Annotated in this window: 12 protein-coding genes; 11 read left to right on the forward strand and 1 reads right to left on the reverse strand. The window is 73.8% G+C overall.

Translation table 11 applies throughout. The features are described 5' to 3' along the window. Window positions 1-13 precede the first annotated feature (13 nt). Window positions 14-1,015, forward strand: a complete 1,002-nt coding sequence (locus RIM90_RS09140; RefSeq protein ID WP_309060090.1) for a hypothetical protein — start codon at window positions 14-16, stop codon at window positions 1,013-1,015. A 53-nt stretch (window positions 1,016-1,068) separates the two neighbouring features. Here RIM90_RS09140 and RIM90_RS09145 read toward each other — a convergent pair whose 3' ends face one another. Then, complete coding sequence (locus tag RIM90_RS09145) at window positions 1,069-1,536, reverse strand: bacterial transcriptional activator domain-containing protein (protein WP_309060091.1); 468 nt, start codon at window positions 1,534-1,536, stop codon at window positions 1,069-1,071. 521 nt (window positions 1,537-2,057) lie between these two features. Here RIM90_RS09145 and RIM90_RS09150 point away from each other — a divergent pair. From RIM90_RS09150 to RIM90_RS09195, 10 genes are read left to right on the forward strand one after another with little or no spacing between them, the layout of a single operon-like run. Continuing rightward, window positions 2,058-2,714 (forward strand): hypothetical protein, encoded by a 657-nt coding sequence (locus RIM90_RS09150; RefSeq protein ID WP_309060092.1) that lies wholly within the window; start codon window positions 2,058-2,060, stop codon window positions 2,712-2,714. Further along, the gene (locus RIM90_RS09155) at window positions 2,707-3,027 is read left to right on the forward strand and encodes a hypothetical protein (RefSeq protein ID WP_309060093.1); all 321 of its coding nucleotides are present in this window, start codon (window positions 2,707-2,709) and stop codon (window positions 3,025-3,027) included. The genes RIM90_RS09150 and RIM90_RS09155 overlap by 8 nt, the downstream gene beginning before the upstream one ends. A 2-nt stretch (window positions 3,028-3,029) precedes the next feature. Continuing rightward, the gene (locus RIM90_RS09160; RefSeq protein WP_309060094.1) at window positions 3,030-4,178 is read left to right on the forward strand and encodes a hypothetical protein; all 1,149 of its coding nucleotides are present in this window, start codon (window positions 3,030-3,032) and stop codon (window positions 4,176-4,178) included. Window positions 4,179-4,217: 39 nt separating this feature from the next. After that, window positions 4,218-4,715 (forward strand): phage baseplate assembly protein V, encoded by a 498-nt coding sequence (locus RIM90_RS09165; RefSeq protein WP_309060095.1) that lies wholly within the window; start codon window positions 4,218-4,220, stop codon window positions 4,713-4,715. Then, on the forward strand, window positions 4,715-5,023 hold the full coding sequence (locus RIM90_RS09170) for a hypothetical protein (RefSeq protein ID WP_309060096.1): 309 nt from the start codon (window positions 4,715-4,717) through the stop codon (window positions 5,021-5,023). The genes RIM90_RS09165 and RIM90_RS09170 overlap by 1 nt, the downstream gene beginning before the upstream one ends. Further along, window positions 5,023-5,391, forward strand: a complete 369-nt coding sequence (locus RIM90_RS09175; protein ID WP_309060097.1) for a GPW/gp25 family protein — start codon at window positions 5,023-5,025, stop codon at window positions 5,389-5,391. The genes RIM90_RS09170 and RIM90_RS09175 overlap by 1 nt, the downstream gene beginning before the upstream one ends. After that, on the forward strand, window positions 5,388-7,976 hold the full coding sequence (locus tag RIM90_RS09180) for a hypothetical protein (RefSeq protein WP_309060098.1): 2,589 nt from the start codon (window positions 5,388-5,390) through the stop codon (window positions 7,974-7,976). Before RIM90_RS09175 ends, RIM90_RS09180 begins: the two co-directional genes overlap by 4 nt. Continuing rightward, window positions 7,973-10,456: a hypothetical protein gene (locus RIM90_RS09185; protein WP_309060099.1), complete on the forward strand. Its 2,484-nt coding sequence runs from the start codon at window positions 7,973-7,975 to the stop codon at window positions 10,454-10,456. The genes RIM90_RS09180 and RIM90_RS09185 overlap by 4 nt, the downstream gene beginning before the upstream one ends. Beyond that, window positions 10,453-12,612, forward strand: a complete 2,160-nt coding sequence (locus RIM90_RS09190; RefSeq protein ID WP_309060100.1) for a hypothetical protein — start codon at window positions 10,453-10,455, stop codon at window positions 12,610-12,612. The genes RIM90_RS09185 and RIM90_RS09190 overlap by 4 nt, the downstream gene beginning before the upstream one ends. Window positions 12,613-12,615: 3 nt before the next feature. After that, window positions 12,616-15,759 carry a DUF6519 domain-containing protein gene (locus RIM90_RS09195; RefSeq protein ID WP_309060101.1) on the forward strand — a complete coding sequence of 1,048 codons (3,144 nt, stop codon included), beginning with the start codon at window positions 12,616-12,618 and terminating at the stop codon, window positions 15,757-15,759. Window positions 15,760-15,766 lie beyond the last annotated feature (7 nt).

Here is a 15,766-nt window from a genome sequence, read left to right on the forward strand (position 1 = left end):
CCAGCGCCAGACGATGACGTTGCCCAGAACGGCACCGCCGCAGCAGTACCAGGCCCCGTTCACCGGGCACATCCCCCTGCCGGGGCGTCCGGCCCCGGGTACGGTGCGGCGGCCGGACGTCGAGCCACGGACCGGTCAGCGCTACGCGCTCCGTGACCCTGCGCTGGGGGAACTCCTTGACATGCTGGAGGCACAAGGAGAGTCGGAAGCAGCGGTCGCGGGGGCGGAGGTTCCTCAGGCGACCCTCGACCGGGGCGGCCGACCACCGGATTTCCTCACCATCGCCGGCCGCGGAGCGATCGCCACGGAGTCCGGGACGGTCCGGCATGCTGTGTATTTCTTCCACATCCTCGACGCGATCGAGCACGACGTGGCGCAGGCCACCACCGAGGAGGACCTGGAGTCCGTCGCGGCCACCTACATCCCGACGGTGCGCCAGCTGATCGGCAAGGCGCCCCGGCCGCTCGCGCAGCCCAAGGGCCGTCTGGACGTACGGCGCATCAGGATCGCGCCGACCCTCGACCCGGGCGGCGAGAAGCGGCGCAAGACCTTCCACGAAGCGGTAAGGAGGAAGGGCGTGTCCGCGCCCAGAAGGGTGATCGGCGCAGAATACGAGCGGAACGGGTGCACCTTTCGGGCGATGAGCGGGGCATGGGGCCGCGACCCGGTGGCCACGTTCTACTGCCAGGAAGTCACCCGCACCGACCACGAGGTTCGGGTAATGCCGCCTGGTGACCCGGAGGGCGTGGTCTTCGACGCGCTGGCAGGGAACACCGCCTACGAGTGCAAGTGCGGGTATGCCTCCTACGTACGCAACTACGGCAGTGCCGCCTGGTGGGCTCGTTGGCAGCGGGACAAGGTGGACGAGCAGATGCTGCGGCATCAGCGGGTGGCCCGGGAGTGCGGGCTCCAGTACCGGTACATGGTGTCGGACAAGGAGCTGGCGGCTCTGCTGCGGGACCGCTGGGGCTTCGGGGTGACCGTCCTGCACGCGCCCAGCGACCTGTGCCTTTGACGGTTCGACGCGGCGGCCCATGGTCGAAGGTGCCGTCATCCCGCCCATGGGCATCACTCGAGCATCTGCGCCGTCAGCCGGGTCGGAGCGACGCCGAGTTCGTCCCGCAGTACACGCTTGCAGGTTGCATAGGCACGTCGCGCTTCGCTGATGTTTCCCTCCGCGAGGTGGATGCGGATCACCGCGCGGTGGGCACTCTCCCGGGTCACGTCCAAACGAAGCGTGGCCAGAGCGACTTCGAGCGCGAGCCCGTAGCGGCCCTCGGACGTCAGTTGCTCGGCGAGAGCCTCCTGGAGGTGCATCTGGAGCTGGCGCACGCGTTCCCGGTCGGCGTTGAGCCATTCGTCGTCCCAGTCCGGCAGCAGTTCCCTGACCTCACCGGGCAGGCACCGCAGTTGGACGGAGGGAGTCGGACCGTGCTGCCAGGCGTCCCGGGCCTCCCGCACTAGGCGCTGCACGTCCACCGCCAGCAGGGCGGAGAGGTCCGCCGTGGCCGCGGTGACGGCCACGACCCCGGGCACAGCCTGGTTTGCACGCCATAGAGACGTGCGCAGGCAGGCCCGGGCCCGGTCCTCCGTGGAGTCCGGCCAGAGCGTGCCTGCCAGCCGGCTGCGGCTCATCCTTCCCTGCAGCGCCAGCAGTGCCAGAACGCGCTGGGCTCCAATGGGGAGCCGGATTTCCCGGCCGCCGGCTTCCAGCCGGAACGGCCCGAGCAAGCTGAGGAACAACCGGGTCTGCGGCGCCGCAGAGGCTGGGCAACCGCGCGAGACACCTGTTCCGCTTTCGGGATCAGCGGTGCTGCTGGGGACGAAAACACTTCCCGGCATGATCCCTCCCACGGGTGTCCGGTCTGCCCGCCCGGTCCCACTGCTGTATCCGGTCGTTACGAAGTGAACAGATGACGAACTGAACAGCTGATGTATGTGCTCCGACGGCCCGGCGGGAACCCGCTCCGCCTGCGATCACTCGTGCGAGTGATCGCAGTACCGCTCGCTACGTTCTGGTGACGCCACAGTGACGTCGACCGGGGCAGGACTCGTCCATGAGCGGTTTTCCGGGCAGTCCCCGTACCCTGCGGGGCGCCGTGGTGGCGGTCGACAGCAGCGGGCCGCTGTCACGGCTGGTGGTCTTCCAGTACAACCCCGACCAGGTCGTCCGCACGCTGCGTCCGCGCGGTCCCGCCTCCTCGCAGCCCTCCGGCGCCGCGGACGCCCACCGGCTGTGGGGGGCACCCGTGGAGACGGTCTCCCTCACGGTCAGCGTCGACGCCACCGACCAGTTGGAACGCGGCGATCCGGTGGCCGCGCTGACCGGCGTCGCGCCCCAGCTCGCCGTGCTGGAGATGCTGCTCTATCCGGGCATCGCCACGGTGGTGGAGAACACGGCGATGCTGCTGGCCGGCACCATTGAGATCCTCCCCATGGAGAGCCCGCTCACCCTGCTGATCTGGGGTCCGGGGCGGGTGGTTCCGGTCCGCATCGAGAGTCTCACGATCACCGAGGAGTCCTTCTCGCCCGAGCTGTTCCCCACCCGGGCCTCCGTGCAGATGTCGGCCCAGGTCCTCTCCTACAACGACCTGTCCGTGAACGACGCCGGCCACGCGCTCTTCCTGGTGCACCACGTGATGAAGGAGACGATGGCCCTCGTGGCCGGCGCCACGGCCGCGACCGCGGTGGCGGGAGGTGCGGCCGGTGTCTGACAGAGCGCTCGGAGCCAGCCGGTACGACGGAGTCGGTACGGCGACCACCACCGTCGAGGACCCGGTCGAGGGCCTGCGGCAGGTACGTCACCTGCGGGTGCGGCGGCACGTGCCCGGCCTCACGGCCGGACGGCCGCTGGCGCTGCACACGGTGGCCGAGGGAGACCGTCTGGACCTCGTCGCCCAGCGCTACCTGGGCGACCCGCTGGCCTACTGGCTCGTCGCCGACGCCAACGCCGCCCTGGATCCCGACGACCTGACCGACTTCCGCACCGTGGGCGCCGTCCTGGTGATCCCCGCGCCGGGGGGATGACGATGAGGCAGATGCTGTCCTCCGGCCTGCGGCTCACCGTGCTCGCCGGCGCGACCATTCCCACGCCGCTCCCTCCTGACCTGACCGCGCGCCTCCTGTCGGTGCGCGTCCAGGAGGACGACGGCGCCCGCTCGGTGTTCACCCTCACCTTCGACGCCGGGCGGTCCGGGCCGATCGCCGCGCTGGACACGCCGGTCCTGCGTCCGCCGCTCGTGCCGTTCGCCCGGGTCACCCTCGTCCTCACCTTCGCGGCGCTGCCCCGGGTCCTGTTCGACGGCATCATCACCCATCTCGAACTGACCCCCGGTGACGGGCCGGGCGGGGCGACCCTGACGGCCACCGGGGAGGACGTGTCCTACTTGCTCGACCGCCGGGAGGTGGACGCCGAGCATCCCGCCATGGACGACTTCGTGCAGGTCAACCAGATCCTCACGCGCTACGCGGCGCATCGCATCCTACCCATGGTGATCCCCCCGCGGGTCGCGGACCCTCCTCTTCCGATCGAGCGGATCCCCACCCAGCACGGCACCGATCTGGCGCACCTGCGCGAACTGGCCGGCCGTCACGGGTACGTCTGCTACGTGATCCCGGGCCCGCAGACCGGCGCCAGCACCTTCTACTGGGGGCCGCCGGTGCGGTCCGGAGTGCCGCAGCCGGCTCTCTCGGTGGATCTCGGGCCCGAGACCAACGTCCGTTCCGTGCGGTTCCGCACCGACGCTCTCACGCCGGTGCTCGTCGAGGGTGAACTGCAGGATCCGCGCACCGGGACGCAGATGACGGTGGACACGAGGGGCAGTCTCCGCCCACCGCTGTCGTCGCGGCCCCTGTGGGCCGCGCACGCGGGGGACGTCCGCAGGCGGCGCCTGGTGCGGGACAGCGGGACGGGCGCGATCGGCACCTTCGCCCGGGCCCAGTCCCTGGTGGACTCCGGCGTCGACGCCGTGGTCGCGGAGGGCGAGGCCGACGGAGGGCGCTACGGCGACGTCCTGCGTCCCCGGGCGCTGGTCGGCGTGCGAGGTGCCGGCTGGTCGCACGACGGCCACTGGTACGTGCGCCGCGTCGAGCACGAACTGGCGCCGGGCTCCTACGTCCAGCGGTTCACCCTGACGCGCGACGGTCACGGCCCGACCGTTCCCGTCGTGCGACCGTGACTCCTCGGCGCCGAAGCCACAAGGTCAGGAGAGCGTGGAGTGAAGAGGTTCTACGGCAAGTACCGCGGCAAGGTCACCTGCAACGTCGATCCGCTGATGCGGGGGAGGGTGCAGGTCAGTGTTCCTGCCGTGCTCGGCAAGGGACGGCTGTCCTGGGCCGAGCCCTGTGTGCCGTACGCGGGCCGCGGTGTGGGGTTCTTCGCCGTGCCGCCCGAGGGAGCCGACGTCTGGGTCGAGTTCGAGGCGGGCAATCCCGACTACCCCATTGTGGGGGGTTGTTTCTGGGGCACCGGCGAGGCTCCCGCGTCTCCGGCCGTGCCCCAGGTCAAGGTGTGGAAGACGGACGCCGTGTCGATCACGTGCAGCGACCTTCCCGGAGACGGCGGCCTCACCATCGCCGTCGGTCCGCCGGTCTCCGTCCTGCCGATGAGGATCGCGTGCACGTCCGACGGCATCGAGCTGTCCCTGGGTGCCTCAAGCGTCACGCTGAGCCCCACCACGGTGTCGGTGAACAAGGGTGCCCTGGAGGTCACGTAATGTCTGGACTTCTCGCCCACGACGGGGCCGTCACGCTGTGCGCGCACGCGGGGCAGGCCCGCCCGGCCGTCGCGAACCCCAGGGTCAAGGTCGGGGGTCGGCCGACCGCGCTGCTCACCGTCCCGTGGCTGGTCACCTGCGCGCCGCTCAGCCCTCCGCCCTGTGTGACCGCCCAGTGGGTCACCGGTACGACGAGGGTCAGGTCGGCCGGTGTGCCGCTGGTGATCCAGGGAGGGGCCGCCGTGTGCGCGCCGTCCGGCGGGCCGCTGGCGGTGGTCGCCGTCCAGCCGCGGGTGCGGGGGATCTGATGCGTTTCGGCTTCCCCCTGCGCCTGGACGCCCGCGGCCGGCTCGCCACCGTGGACGACGAGGAGTACCTGCGCGGCCTCGTCGAGGCGGTGCTCTTCACCCGGCCGGGAGAGCGGGTCAACCGCCCGGACTTCGGCAGCGGGGTGGACCGGCTGGTCTTCGCGCCCAGCGGCGACGAGTTGGCGGGGGCGACGCAGTCGCTGGTGCAGGCGGCGGTGCAGCAGTGGCTCAGCGACCTGCTGCGCGTGCACGAGGTCCGGGTCGAGGCCCGCGACGCGGTGCTGGACGTGACGATCCGCTACACGCCTCTTGGCCAGGAGGCCGCCGAACCGCGGGTCCTGCGGCTCACCGGCCGGGGGACGCCGTGACCGGCCCGGGCATGGTGGCCGCCACCGAGGCGACTGTGTTCGGCATCGACCGGGACCGCAGGCGCGCGCTGGTCGCGGCCACTGAGGACCCCGCACTCGACGGGATCGACCACGTCGAGGTCCTCTCCAACCGGCCCGACAGCCCGTCGTACGTGCCGGGGGCCCCGCGGCAGCGCACCCTCGCCGTGCATCTGCTGCGCGGTCCCGTGCCCGCGGACCTGGTGACCGGCCCGGACGGTGGCGCCGTCATCGTGCTCGGCGGGATCCGCGCCGATTCCCGTCTCAACCCGGTCGGGGTCGAATGGGCGCTCCCCGCCACCGATCTGACCTCCGCGGCCGGGGTGCCGGCGCCGGTCACGGAGGCCGACCGTGCGCTGGTGGCGGCGTGCGTGCCCGAGGAGGTGCGGGCGAGGGTGCTGATCGTCAGGACGTCGTCGCCCGGTGACCGGTCGACGTACGTCCTGCGCCTGCTCGGGCCGGGCGGAGCGGCCGCTCCACCGGGCTTCGACGTGCCGTTGGCGCAGGTGCCGTTCACCTTCGCCGTGGACTGCCCGGCGGACACCGTCCGTAGCCGGCCGGAGCCGGTGCCGCCCGTCACCGCCGCCTCGCCGGTGCTCGACTACCTCGCCCGCGACTACGAGGCGCTGCGCACCAGGCTGCTGGACCGGATGGCGGTCCTGCTGCCCGACTGGACCGACCGGTCGCCGGCCGACATCGGCGTCACGCTGATCGAGCTCTTCGCCTATCTCGGCGACCGCCTGTCCTACCGGCAGGACGCGGTCGCCCAGGAGGCGGCGCTGAGCACCGCCCGCCGCAGGGTCTCGGTGCGCCGGCACGCGCGGCTGCTCGACTACCACGTCCACGAGGGCTGTTCCGCGCGCACCTGGCTGGCCTTCACCACGAGTGCCGAGGTCCTTCTGCGGGCCGGCACGGCCGTGGGCGAAGGAGCGGGGCCGTCCGGCCTGCGGCAGGCCGCCGCGCGCGATGGGGCGCAGGCCGCCGCGGCGGTCTTCGAGACCTGCGCCCCGGTGGTGCTCACCCCCGCCAGGAACAGGCTTCGCCTGCACGCCTGGGCACAGGCGGACCACGTGCTGCCCGTCGGCGCCCGCTCCGCGTTCCTGGCGGTGACCTCCGACAAGGATCCCGCGCTGCGCGCCGGTGACGTGCTGGTGCTGGCCGAGCTGGGCCCCTCGGGCACCCTCGCCGACGGCGACCCGACCCACCGGTACGCCGTCCGCCTGGACCGGGAACCGGTCGAGCACGTCGACGCGCTGGCCTGCCACGGCGGCGGGGCCGCCCCCCAGCGGGTGCTGGAGATCCACTGGCACCGTGACGACGCCCTGCCCTTCCCGCTGCGGGTCTCCCGGCCGGTCGGCGACCAGGCCGTGGGCTCCGCGGTCGCTCTGGCCAACATCGTCCTGGCGGACCACGGGGCCTCGGTCCACGACGACGCCCCGGTCCCCGCCCAGGTGCCGTGGGAGGGCACCTACCGGCCGTTCCTCCGCAGGGCGGGAGTGGCCTGGGCCGCCCCGGCGGTTCCTGGACCATTGAACGGGGTGCCCCCCGGCCAGGGCTGGGAAAGCGCGAGTGCGGCTCTGCGCCCCGACCCGCGGCGCGCCGTCGCCCAGCTGGAGCTCGACGACGGCGCGCGCCGCTGGCTGCCGCGTCCCGACCTGCTGGACAGTGACCGGACCGCCGCCCATGTGGTGGTCGAGGCGGAGGACGACAGGACCATCAGGCTCCGGTTCGGCGACGGTGTCACGGGACGCCGCCCCACACCGGGGACGACCATGACACTGCGGTACCGGCTCGGCGGCGGCTCCTGGGGCAACGTCGGCGTCGACACCCTCACGGAGCTCCTCGGCGGTCCGGGCGGCAGCACGCTCGAGGGCGTCTCGGTCACCAACCCCCTACCGGCCGCGGGCGGCCTCGACCCCCAGCCGATGGCGGAGGTGCGGGAACTGGCGCCCCGGGCGTTCCGCACCCGCCTCCAGGCGGTCACCTCCGACGACTACGCCGCGATCGCCGGTGCGGACGGCGCGGTGCGGCAGGCCGTGGCCTCCTCCCGGTGGACGGGCTCCTGGTACGCCCAGCAGGTGGTCGTGGACCCAGGCGGGACGGCGGACCAGCGGCTCTTCGACCGGCTGGCCGGCCTGCTGGACGTGAGACGGACCGCGGGGGTGGACGTCGAGTTCGCCAAAGCGGCCCTGGTCCCGGTGGAGATCGGCGTCGTCTGCTGCCTGGGCCCGGGGACCCTGCGCGTCGAGGCCGAGCACCGCCTGCGTGAGGCCCTGTCCGCGTCGGTGCTGCCGGACGGACGCCGCGGGCTCTTCCACCCCGACAACCTGGGTTTCGGTTCGTCGCTGTACCTCAGCGACCTGATCGCGCAGGCCATGTCCGTGCCCGGAGTGGTCCAGGTCCATGCCGAACGCTTCTGCCGGGCGGGCGCCGACGACGCCGCCAACCGCGCCGCCCTCGCCCGCGGCCGCCTGGACGCCTCGCACCGCGAGATCCTGTGCTGCCGGAGCGATCCGGACAGCCCGGAGACCGGCTTCGTCGATCTGATCGTCAGAGGTGGCGCATGACCGACCCGCTCCCCCGGCACGGCGACGGTCCCGCGGCCACCGGTCAGCCGGAGCAGTTGCCCGCCCGCGTCCACGTCACGGCCCACGGCCGGTCCATGGCGAGGATGCGCGCCGCCCTGGCCGCGCCCAGCCAGCCCGTGGGGGTGCGCGCCCTCGCCCGGAGGCCGCCCGACGAGCCGGCCATCGCCCTGCTGGACGCGTGGGCGGTCGTCGCCGACGTCGTGGCCTTCTACACCGGGCGGGTGGCGCAGGAAGGCTTCCTGAGCACCGCGACCGAACGGGAGTCGGTGCGGGAACTCACCCGTGGCCTGGGGCACGAGCTGCGGCCCGGGGTGGCGGCCCAGGCCGAGCTGGCGTTCACCGTCGAGGAGGCACCGGGGGCGCCGCAGACCGTCACCGTGCCGCGGGGCACGCCGGTCCAGAGCGTCCCGAGCCCCGGTCAGACCCCGCAGATCTTCGAGACGGGCGCCGACCTCGAGTGCAGGGCCGCGTGGAACGCCGTCCCGGCCGTCGCCACCGTCCCCCAGGCGCTGGGATCCCGCCCCGCCCGAATCTGGGTCGAGGCGGCGGCGTCCGGGGTCCAGGCGGGTGACACGCTGCTGGTCGTCACCCGCTCCGCCACCGGTGCACCGTCATCGGTCTGGGCCTGCGTGGTGGTCACCGACGTGGCGGCGCAGCCGCCCGGGCATCCCGGCTGGACCCTGCTGTCGGTGTCCGCGGCGCCCGGCACCGACCTGTCCAGCGACACCCTCCTGCTCGTCAAGGGAGACCGCGTCCACCGCTTCACCCAGCGAGCCGCCCTGTCCGGCTGGAACCTGCCGGACGGCGACCCCACCGCCGCGGACGGACCGGCGGCGCCCGGGCCGCGAGGAGACGGGAAGCTGGTGCTGGAACTGGACGGCGACGATCTGCGGATCCTGCCCGGCTCCTGGCTGGTCGTGGAGTGCGTGCGGCCGGCCGACGGCCACGCGACGGCCGCCCGGGGAGCCGGCGGGGAGCGCCGGCTGTACCGGGCGGTCTCCGCCTCCCCCTCGGCCAAGGCGCACCACGGCTTCGGTACACGGACCACGGTGGTGCGCACCGACGGCGCCGACCGGGATCTCGATCCGCGGAGCACGCTCGTGCACTGCCGGTCGGTGGAGTTGCCCACGAGCCGGATGCCGCGGACGGAACCGGTCGTCGGACGGCGGCTGGAGCTGGCGGTGACCGATCCCGAGCTGCCGGCGGGACGCGTGGTCGTCGTCCAGGGCCGGGACGTGAGGACCGGCGCCGTGACCGCCGAACAGGCCGAGGTCGTCGACTGCGCCGTCGACCCCGCGGGCGCCGTCATGACGGTCACCCTGAACCGGGACCTGGAGGGCGTGTACGCGCCGGACACGCTCGTCGTGCGCGGCAACGTGGTGACGGCCACCCACGGGGAGACGGTGAGCCAGGTGCTCGGCAGCGGCAACGGCGAGCAGCGGTTCACCGCGCTGCCGATCTGGCGCGGACCGCTCACCTACGTCCGCACGGCCGCCCTGGCGGGCGCCAGGAGCACGCTGGAGGTGCGGGTGAACGGCGAACTGTGGACGGAGGTGCCGACGTTGCGGGAGGCCGGACCGAACGACCGGGCGTACGTGGTGCGCAACACGGAGGACGGCACGGCGACCGCGGTCTTCGGCGACGGTGTGCGCGGCGCCCGCCTGCCGACGGGCACGGAGAACGTGACGGCGACCTACCGGGTGGGCATCGGGGCCGACGGCGCCGTCGGCCCCGGTCAGCTGAGCCTGCTTCCGCGCCGCCCCCTGGGCATCGCGGCCGTGGACAACCCGGCGGCCTCGCACGACTGGGCGCCTGCGGAGACGCTGGAGGACGCACGCGGCGCGGCGCCCCGCCGGGCCCGCACGCTGGACCGGGTGGTCTCGGTCGGCGACTACGAGGACTTCGCGCTGGGTTTCGCAGGCATCAGCACGGTGCGCGCGGACCTGGTCCTGGACGGCAGCCGGAGGACCACCGTGGTCTCGGTGATCGGTGAGCTGAACAAGCGCGTCGGTGAGGGGCTGCTGACCGATCTGGCCGCGGCGTTCCGGGACGTCTGCCCTCCGGGCGCCTGGGTGCGGGTACTGTCGGCCGAGATCCTGTGGTTCGGGGTACGGGTGGGGGTGCTCGTCGACCCCGCGTGGGAGCGGCCCGCGGTGACCCGTGCCGTCGCCGCGGCGCTCGAGCGGCGCTTCGCCCCCGACCGTCAGCGGTTCGGGACCCCGGTGACCGCGGCGGCCGTGACGACGGCGGTGCGGGCGGTGCCGGGTGTCACGGCCTGCGACCTGCCCCGGCTGCTGCAACTGCCCGACGCCGAGGCGGGGGTTCCGCTGCCGCAGGACACGGAGGCGGTGCGGGTGCTGACGTCCTCCCCCGCCCGCCAGAGCGCCGAGGGCATCCGCCCGGCGCGGCTGGTGGGCCTGGCGCCGGGCGCGGTGGAGGTCGGGGTGATGCCGGCGTGAGCGGCACGGTGGACGGGGCGGGCGTCCAGGGTGACCCGGAACGGCTGTTGTCGCTGCTCCCGGCCCATATGCGCGCCCGGGACGAGCAGTCGGGCGGAGCACTGCGCGCCCTGCTGTCCGTGGTCGCCGGGGAGCTGGACGTCCTGGAGAGGGAGCTCGCCGGTCTCTATGACGGCTGGTTCGTGGAGACCTGCGGCGAGGAACCGCTGTCGCATCTGGCGGAGCTGATCGGGTTGACCGAGGCTCTGCCGGACCTGGGCGAGGGACACGGCTGGCGGACCGCCGTCGCCCACACGGTGTCCTACCGCCGCCGCAAGGGCACCGTCGCGGTGCTCGAGCAGGTCGCCAGGGAGGTCACCGGCTGGCAGGCGCGCGCCGTCGAGTACTTCAGGCTGCTGGCCACCACGGCGCACATCAACCACGTACGCCTGGACAGGCCGGCGGTGGCGTCGCTGCGCGGGGCGAACCGGCTGGACCACACCGGCGGTCCCCACCTGTACACCGGCCGGCCCGTCGCACCGCACGACTTCGAGCGGGGCGCCCTCGATCCCCTGACGCGGACCGCCGAGGCACGCGGGATCGCCTCGGGGCGCGGCCGCTACGGCATCTCCCGACTGGGCGTCTTCCTCTTCACCCTGCGCAGTCACCCGATGGGGGACGCCGACGCGCCCGGGCTGTGGCCCCAGGCCCGGCCCGACGGACCGGGCCGCTGGACCTTCGACGCGCTGGGCAGGCCCGCGCCCCTGTTCGCCGCCGTGCCGCGGACGGAGGCGACGCGGGAGCAGGCCGTCGGTGAACCCGACCTGCCCGTCCCCCTGCGGGCGCGGAGACTGCACGCCCTGCTGGAGGCCGCGCGTCACGGTGGACTGGACGCAAGGGAGTTGCCGCTGGCCGTCCGGATCGGCCGGGACGCGCCGCCGCTGCCGCCCGGCCGGTTGCGGGTGTGCGGCCTGGAGCCCTTGGCGCCGGGGGACGAGGACCAGGCGTGTGTGGACCCCGCGACCGGCCGGCTGCTGCTGTTCCGCGGCGGCGCCCCGCTGGGAACGGCCGAGGTGTTCGTGCGGTACCACTACGGCGTGCTCGCCGAGGTCGGCGCCGGGACGTACGACCGGTCCGAGGGGTTCCACAAGGCCCTCGAGGCGGACGGCTACGGCGGCGAGGGGATCGAGCGGCGGATCGACGTCGGCCCGGGCGGGGCGCCGTCGACGGCCGCGGGCGTCGTCCGGGCGCGGGAGGCGCTCGCCGGACTGCCGCCGGGCGCCACGGTGGTCGTCGCGGTCGGGGACAACGCCTCCCGCTCGGAGGACCTCTCCCTCAGCGTGCCGGCGGGGGTCCGTCTGGTCCTGGTCGCGGCCTCCCCGCCGCGGCGGGAGCCCGAGGCGGGCTCGCGTGGGCGGCCCGCGGACGCCGCGTGCGTCCCCGCGGGGCTCCGTCCCCATCTGCGCGGCTCCGTCGTGGTCACCGGGGGCCAGGACAGCAGCCTGGTCCTGGACGGGATCGTCGTCGAGGGGGACGTGACGGTGCGGGCCGGGTCGCTCGCCCGGCTGGTGCTCTCCCAGTGCACGGTCACCGGCCGCGTCACGAGGGCGGCGGACGCGCCACCGGCGGCCGTCGGGACTCGTCGGCTGGAGCTGATCCGCAGCGTGGTGCGGGCCGTGGACTGGCCCGAGGGCGTGCAGGACATCGCGATCAGCGACTGCATCGTCGACGCGGGACCCGGCGGGCCGGCGGTCACGGCGCCGGGCGCGCGTCTGACGGTACGGGCGAGCACCGTGCGCGGCACGCTGCGAGTCCGCACGCTGGACGCCGCCGACACGGTCTTCGACGGCCTCCTCCTGGTCGAGGACCGGCAGGAGGGTGGTCTGAGTCACTGCTACGTCTCCCCCGGATCCCTTACACCGCGCCGCTTCCGCTGCGCACCGGCGAGTCGGGAGCACGCGCCGGTCGCACCGGTGTATGCATCGGAGGAACCGGGCTCGCCGCTCTACCTCGCGCTGGCGAGGACCTGCCCGGACGCCATCCGCGAAGGCGGTGAGGGTGGCACGGAGATGGGTGCGTACCACCACCTGCGCAGGCCGTTGCGTCTCGCCGCGGTCCGACGGCACCTGGCGTCGTACGTGCCCGCGGAGCTGGAAGCCGGGATCATTTGGAGTTGAGCCATGCACGGAGACTTCACCCGCTGGACCTTCACGCCGAAGGAGGCCTACCGCTCGGTTCTGCTCCAGCAGGGACGGGTGGTGCTGGACGCCGACTGGAACGAGCAGGCCGCGCTCACCGCCCACCACGACGAGACGCGCACCCTCGACCTGGCCGGGCGGGCCGGCGGCCCGCTCACCGGTGCGGGCTTCGCGATCGTGGGGGCGGACGGCGCGCCCGCCAGGGCGGCCCGGTGGGAGGACCTCGCGGTCACACCCGGGCGCTACTACGTGGCCGGGATACTGGTCGAGGCTCCTGCCCCACCGCCCTCGGCGGACGGGAAGCGGGCCGGGTGGCCCCTGCGTGATCAGCCCCATCTGCGGGAGGTCGACGGCTTGCCGGCGCTGCCAGAGCCGCCGCCCGGCCGCTACACCGCCTTTCTCGACGTGTGGACCCACCTTGTGACCGCGGACGAGCGCCCCGCCCTGCGCGAGACGGCGCTGGGCGGTCCGGACACCAGCAGTCGTGCCCAGACGGTATGGCAGGTGCGCGTCGCGTCGGAGGAGGCGCCCAGGACGCCCAGATCAATGGCGGCCTCACTCGGGACGCCGCGTGCGGAGCTCGATCCGTGCGCCGTGGCCCCCTCCGAGGGCTACCTGGGCCTGGAGAACCAGCTGTACCGGGTGCAGATCCACCACCCCGACCCCGAACCGACCTTCCTGTGGTCGCGCGAGAACGGCAGTGTGGTCGCGGGCATCACCCACATCGCCCCCGCCTCGGAGACCGAGCCCGTCTCGCAGCTGACGCTGGACCGGGAGGGCCGCGACGAGGAGCTGTCCATCCGGAAGGACGATCTCGTCGAGGTGACCAGCACCGATCTGCAGATCCGCCGGCAGCCGGGCTTCCTGGCCGCCGTGAGCTCGGCACGGGGGCTGCAGCTGTCCGTCCGCTGGTCCGGCCCGGTTCCCACGCTCGCCCAGCTGGGCAGAACGCCCTTGGTGCGGCGCTGGGAGGGGCTGCTGCCGGTGACCGGGGACCACCAGGACCTGGAGAACGGCATCCGTGTGCGGTTCCCCTCCGGCGGAACGCCCGGCAGCGGCGACTACTGGCTGATCCCCGCCCGCACCAGCCGGCTGCTCCACGGCCAGACCTCGCAGGTCGGGACCATCGAATGGCCCCCCGGTGCCGACGAGCAGGGTGAGCCCATGGCTCCCGTGGGGCCGGTGGTCCACAGCGCGCCTGTGGCCCTGCTCACCCGGGACGAAACGGGCTGGACCGTGGAACGCGACTGCCGGCGCCTGTTCCCGGCCCAGACCGAGCTGGTCACCCTCGACCTCGTCGGCGGCGACGGACAGCAGATGCCGCCGGGATCACCGCTGCCCCAGCCTGTCCGCGTGGCGGCCCGCAACGGCGGACTGCCGCTTCCCGGCGCCCCGGTGCTCTTCACGGTGGAGGGCGGCCTGCTCACCGGGCTCGGCGGCGGGGGGACCGGACAGAGGGTCACCGAGGAGACCGGGCCCGATGGAGTGGCCGCGGTCGCCTGGACCCTCGACCCTGAGGGCGGACCGGCCCAGCGGCTGACGGCCACGCTGCTGGAACGCCCCGGGGCGGAGTCGGGGATCCCACCCGCGCTCACGGTGACCGGCCGCCTCGCGATCGCCGCCCAGATCGCCTGGCAGCGCCCGGCCGAGGCGGCGGCGTTCGCGGAGCCCCCGACCGTCCAAAACGCGTTGGAGCGGCTGGCGACCCTGCGTCAACTGCGGCTGCTCGGTGGTGACGGCCAGCATCTCGGTCCGCGTGACCAAGTGCTGCCGCAGCCGGTGCGGGCCGTCGTGGACAGCGCCTGCGGACCGGTCCAGGGCGCCACGGTGACCGCCGCGGCGAGCGACCAGGGGCTGGTCGCCGTGGTCCGCCCCTCCGACACCGAGCCACCCGCACCGGGGTCCGCGCTGTGGGGCGTCACCAAGGATTCCGAGACGGGCCCGGACGGCACGGTGGCGTTCTGGTGGCAGCCCGATCCGACGGTCGCCTCCGACGTTCTTCGTCTCCGCCGGCCCGACGGCCCGGACGCGCCGCTCGCCGTCACGGCGCAGAAGTTCCGGGAGCTCGCCCTGGCGGAGGACGTCACCTGGACGCCCCCCGACCAGTGCCCGAGCCCTCCATCGGAGAGGACCGTCCAGGCGGCCCTGGTATGGCTCGCCGAACGGCGCGAATTGCGCCTGGTGAGTGGCGACGGCCAGTATCCGCGGGTGAGCGACCGGGTGCTGCCGCAGCCGGTGCGGGTCCTCGTGGACAGCGCCTGCGGACCGGTCCGGGGCGCCACGGTGGTCGCCAGGGCCAATTCCGGGGGCCTGGTCGCCAAGGCGACCGGCGGTACGCCGCCGGCCCCCGCCTCCTCGGCCTGGGCCGGCACGGGAGAGAGCACGACGGGTCAGGACGGGACAGTGGCGTTCTGGTGGCAGCCGGTGCCCGGCGCGGCCGGGGACACCCTCGGGCTCCGGCTGAAGGACGGCGACGGCGCCGTGGTCACCGTCACCCTGGCGCCGCGGCCGGGCGTCCACATCACGGCGGTCAAGTGGCTGTCGCCCGGGCCAGGAGTCGGGCAGGAGTTCCACAACGACGACACCGTCACCACCGCCACGCTGGCCGGCGGGATCTCGGCCGTGCTGGACCGGTCCATCGACCTGCGCAGCATCATGAACTCCGCCACCGACCGGCGCCCCAAGCCGGTGTGCCATGTCGCCCTCGACCTGCCGGGCCCGCTGCTCAACGAGTTCCCGTGGACGGTGCTCCCCGGCAACCCCACCATGAAGTACGTCCAGCTCAGCACCGTCGTCCTGCCGCCCGCCCCCTTCGCCACCGGCGTCTCGGACCAGACCATCCAATGGCGCCCCACCCAGAGCAGCACCATCGACGCCTCGGCCACCAAGTGGCTCACCGAAAGGCTCCCGGGCAAACTCCTAGAGCTTCCCGACTCGCTCCGCCCGGTCACCGGCCGCTTCGTCATCGAGGGCTCGGCGATCGTGGCCAAGGACGACCCGGACCTGCGGCTCAACTGCCACGCCCCCTACGTCCTGGACGGGGACCGCACCCGGCTGGTGCTGCCGACAGACGACGCGGTCCCAGGGGGCCGGTTCGTGCAATGGTTCCGCCTCGACGCCCCGTGATCCCAGT

Source organism: Streptomyces sp. (assembly GCF_031181555.1).
Classification (GTDB): Bacteria; Actinomycetota; Actinomycetes; order Streptomycetales; family Streptomycetaceae; genus Streptomyces; species Streptomyces fimbriatus.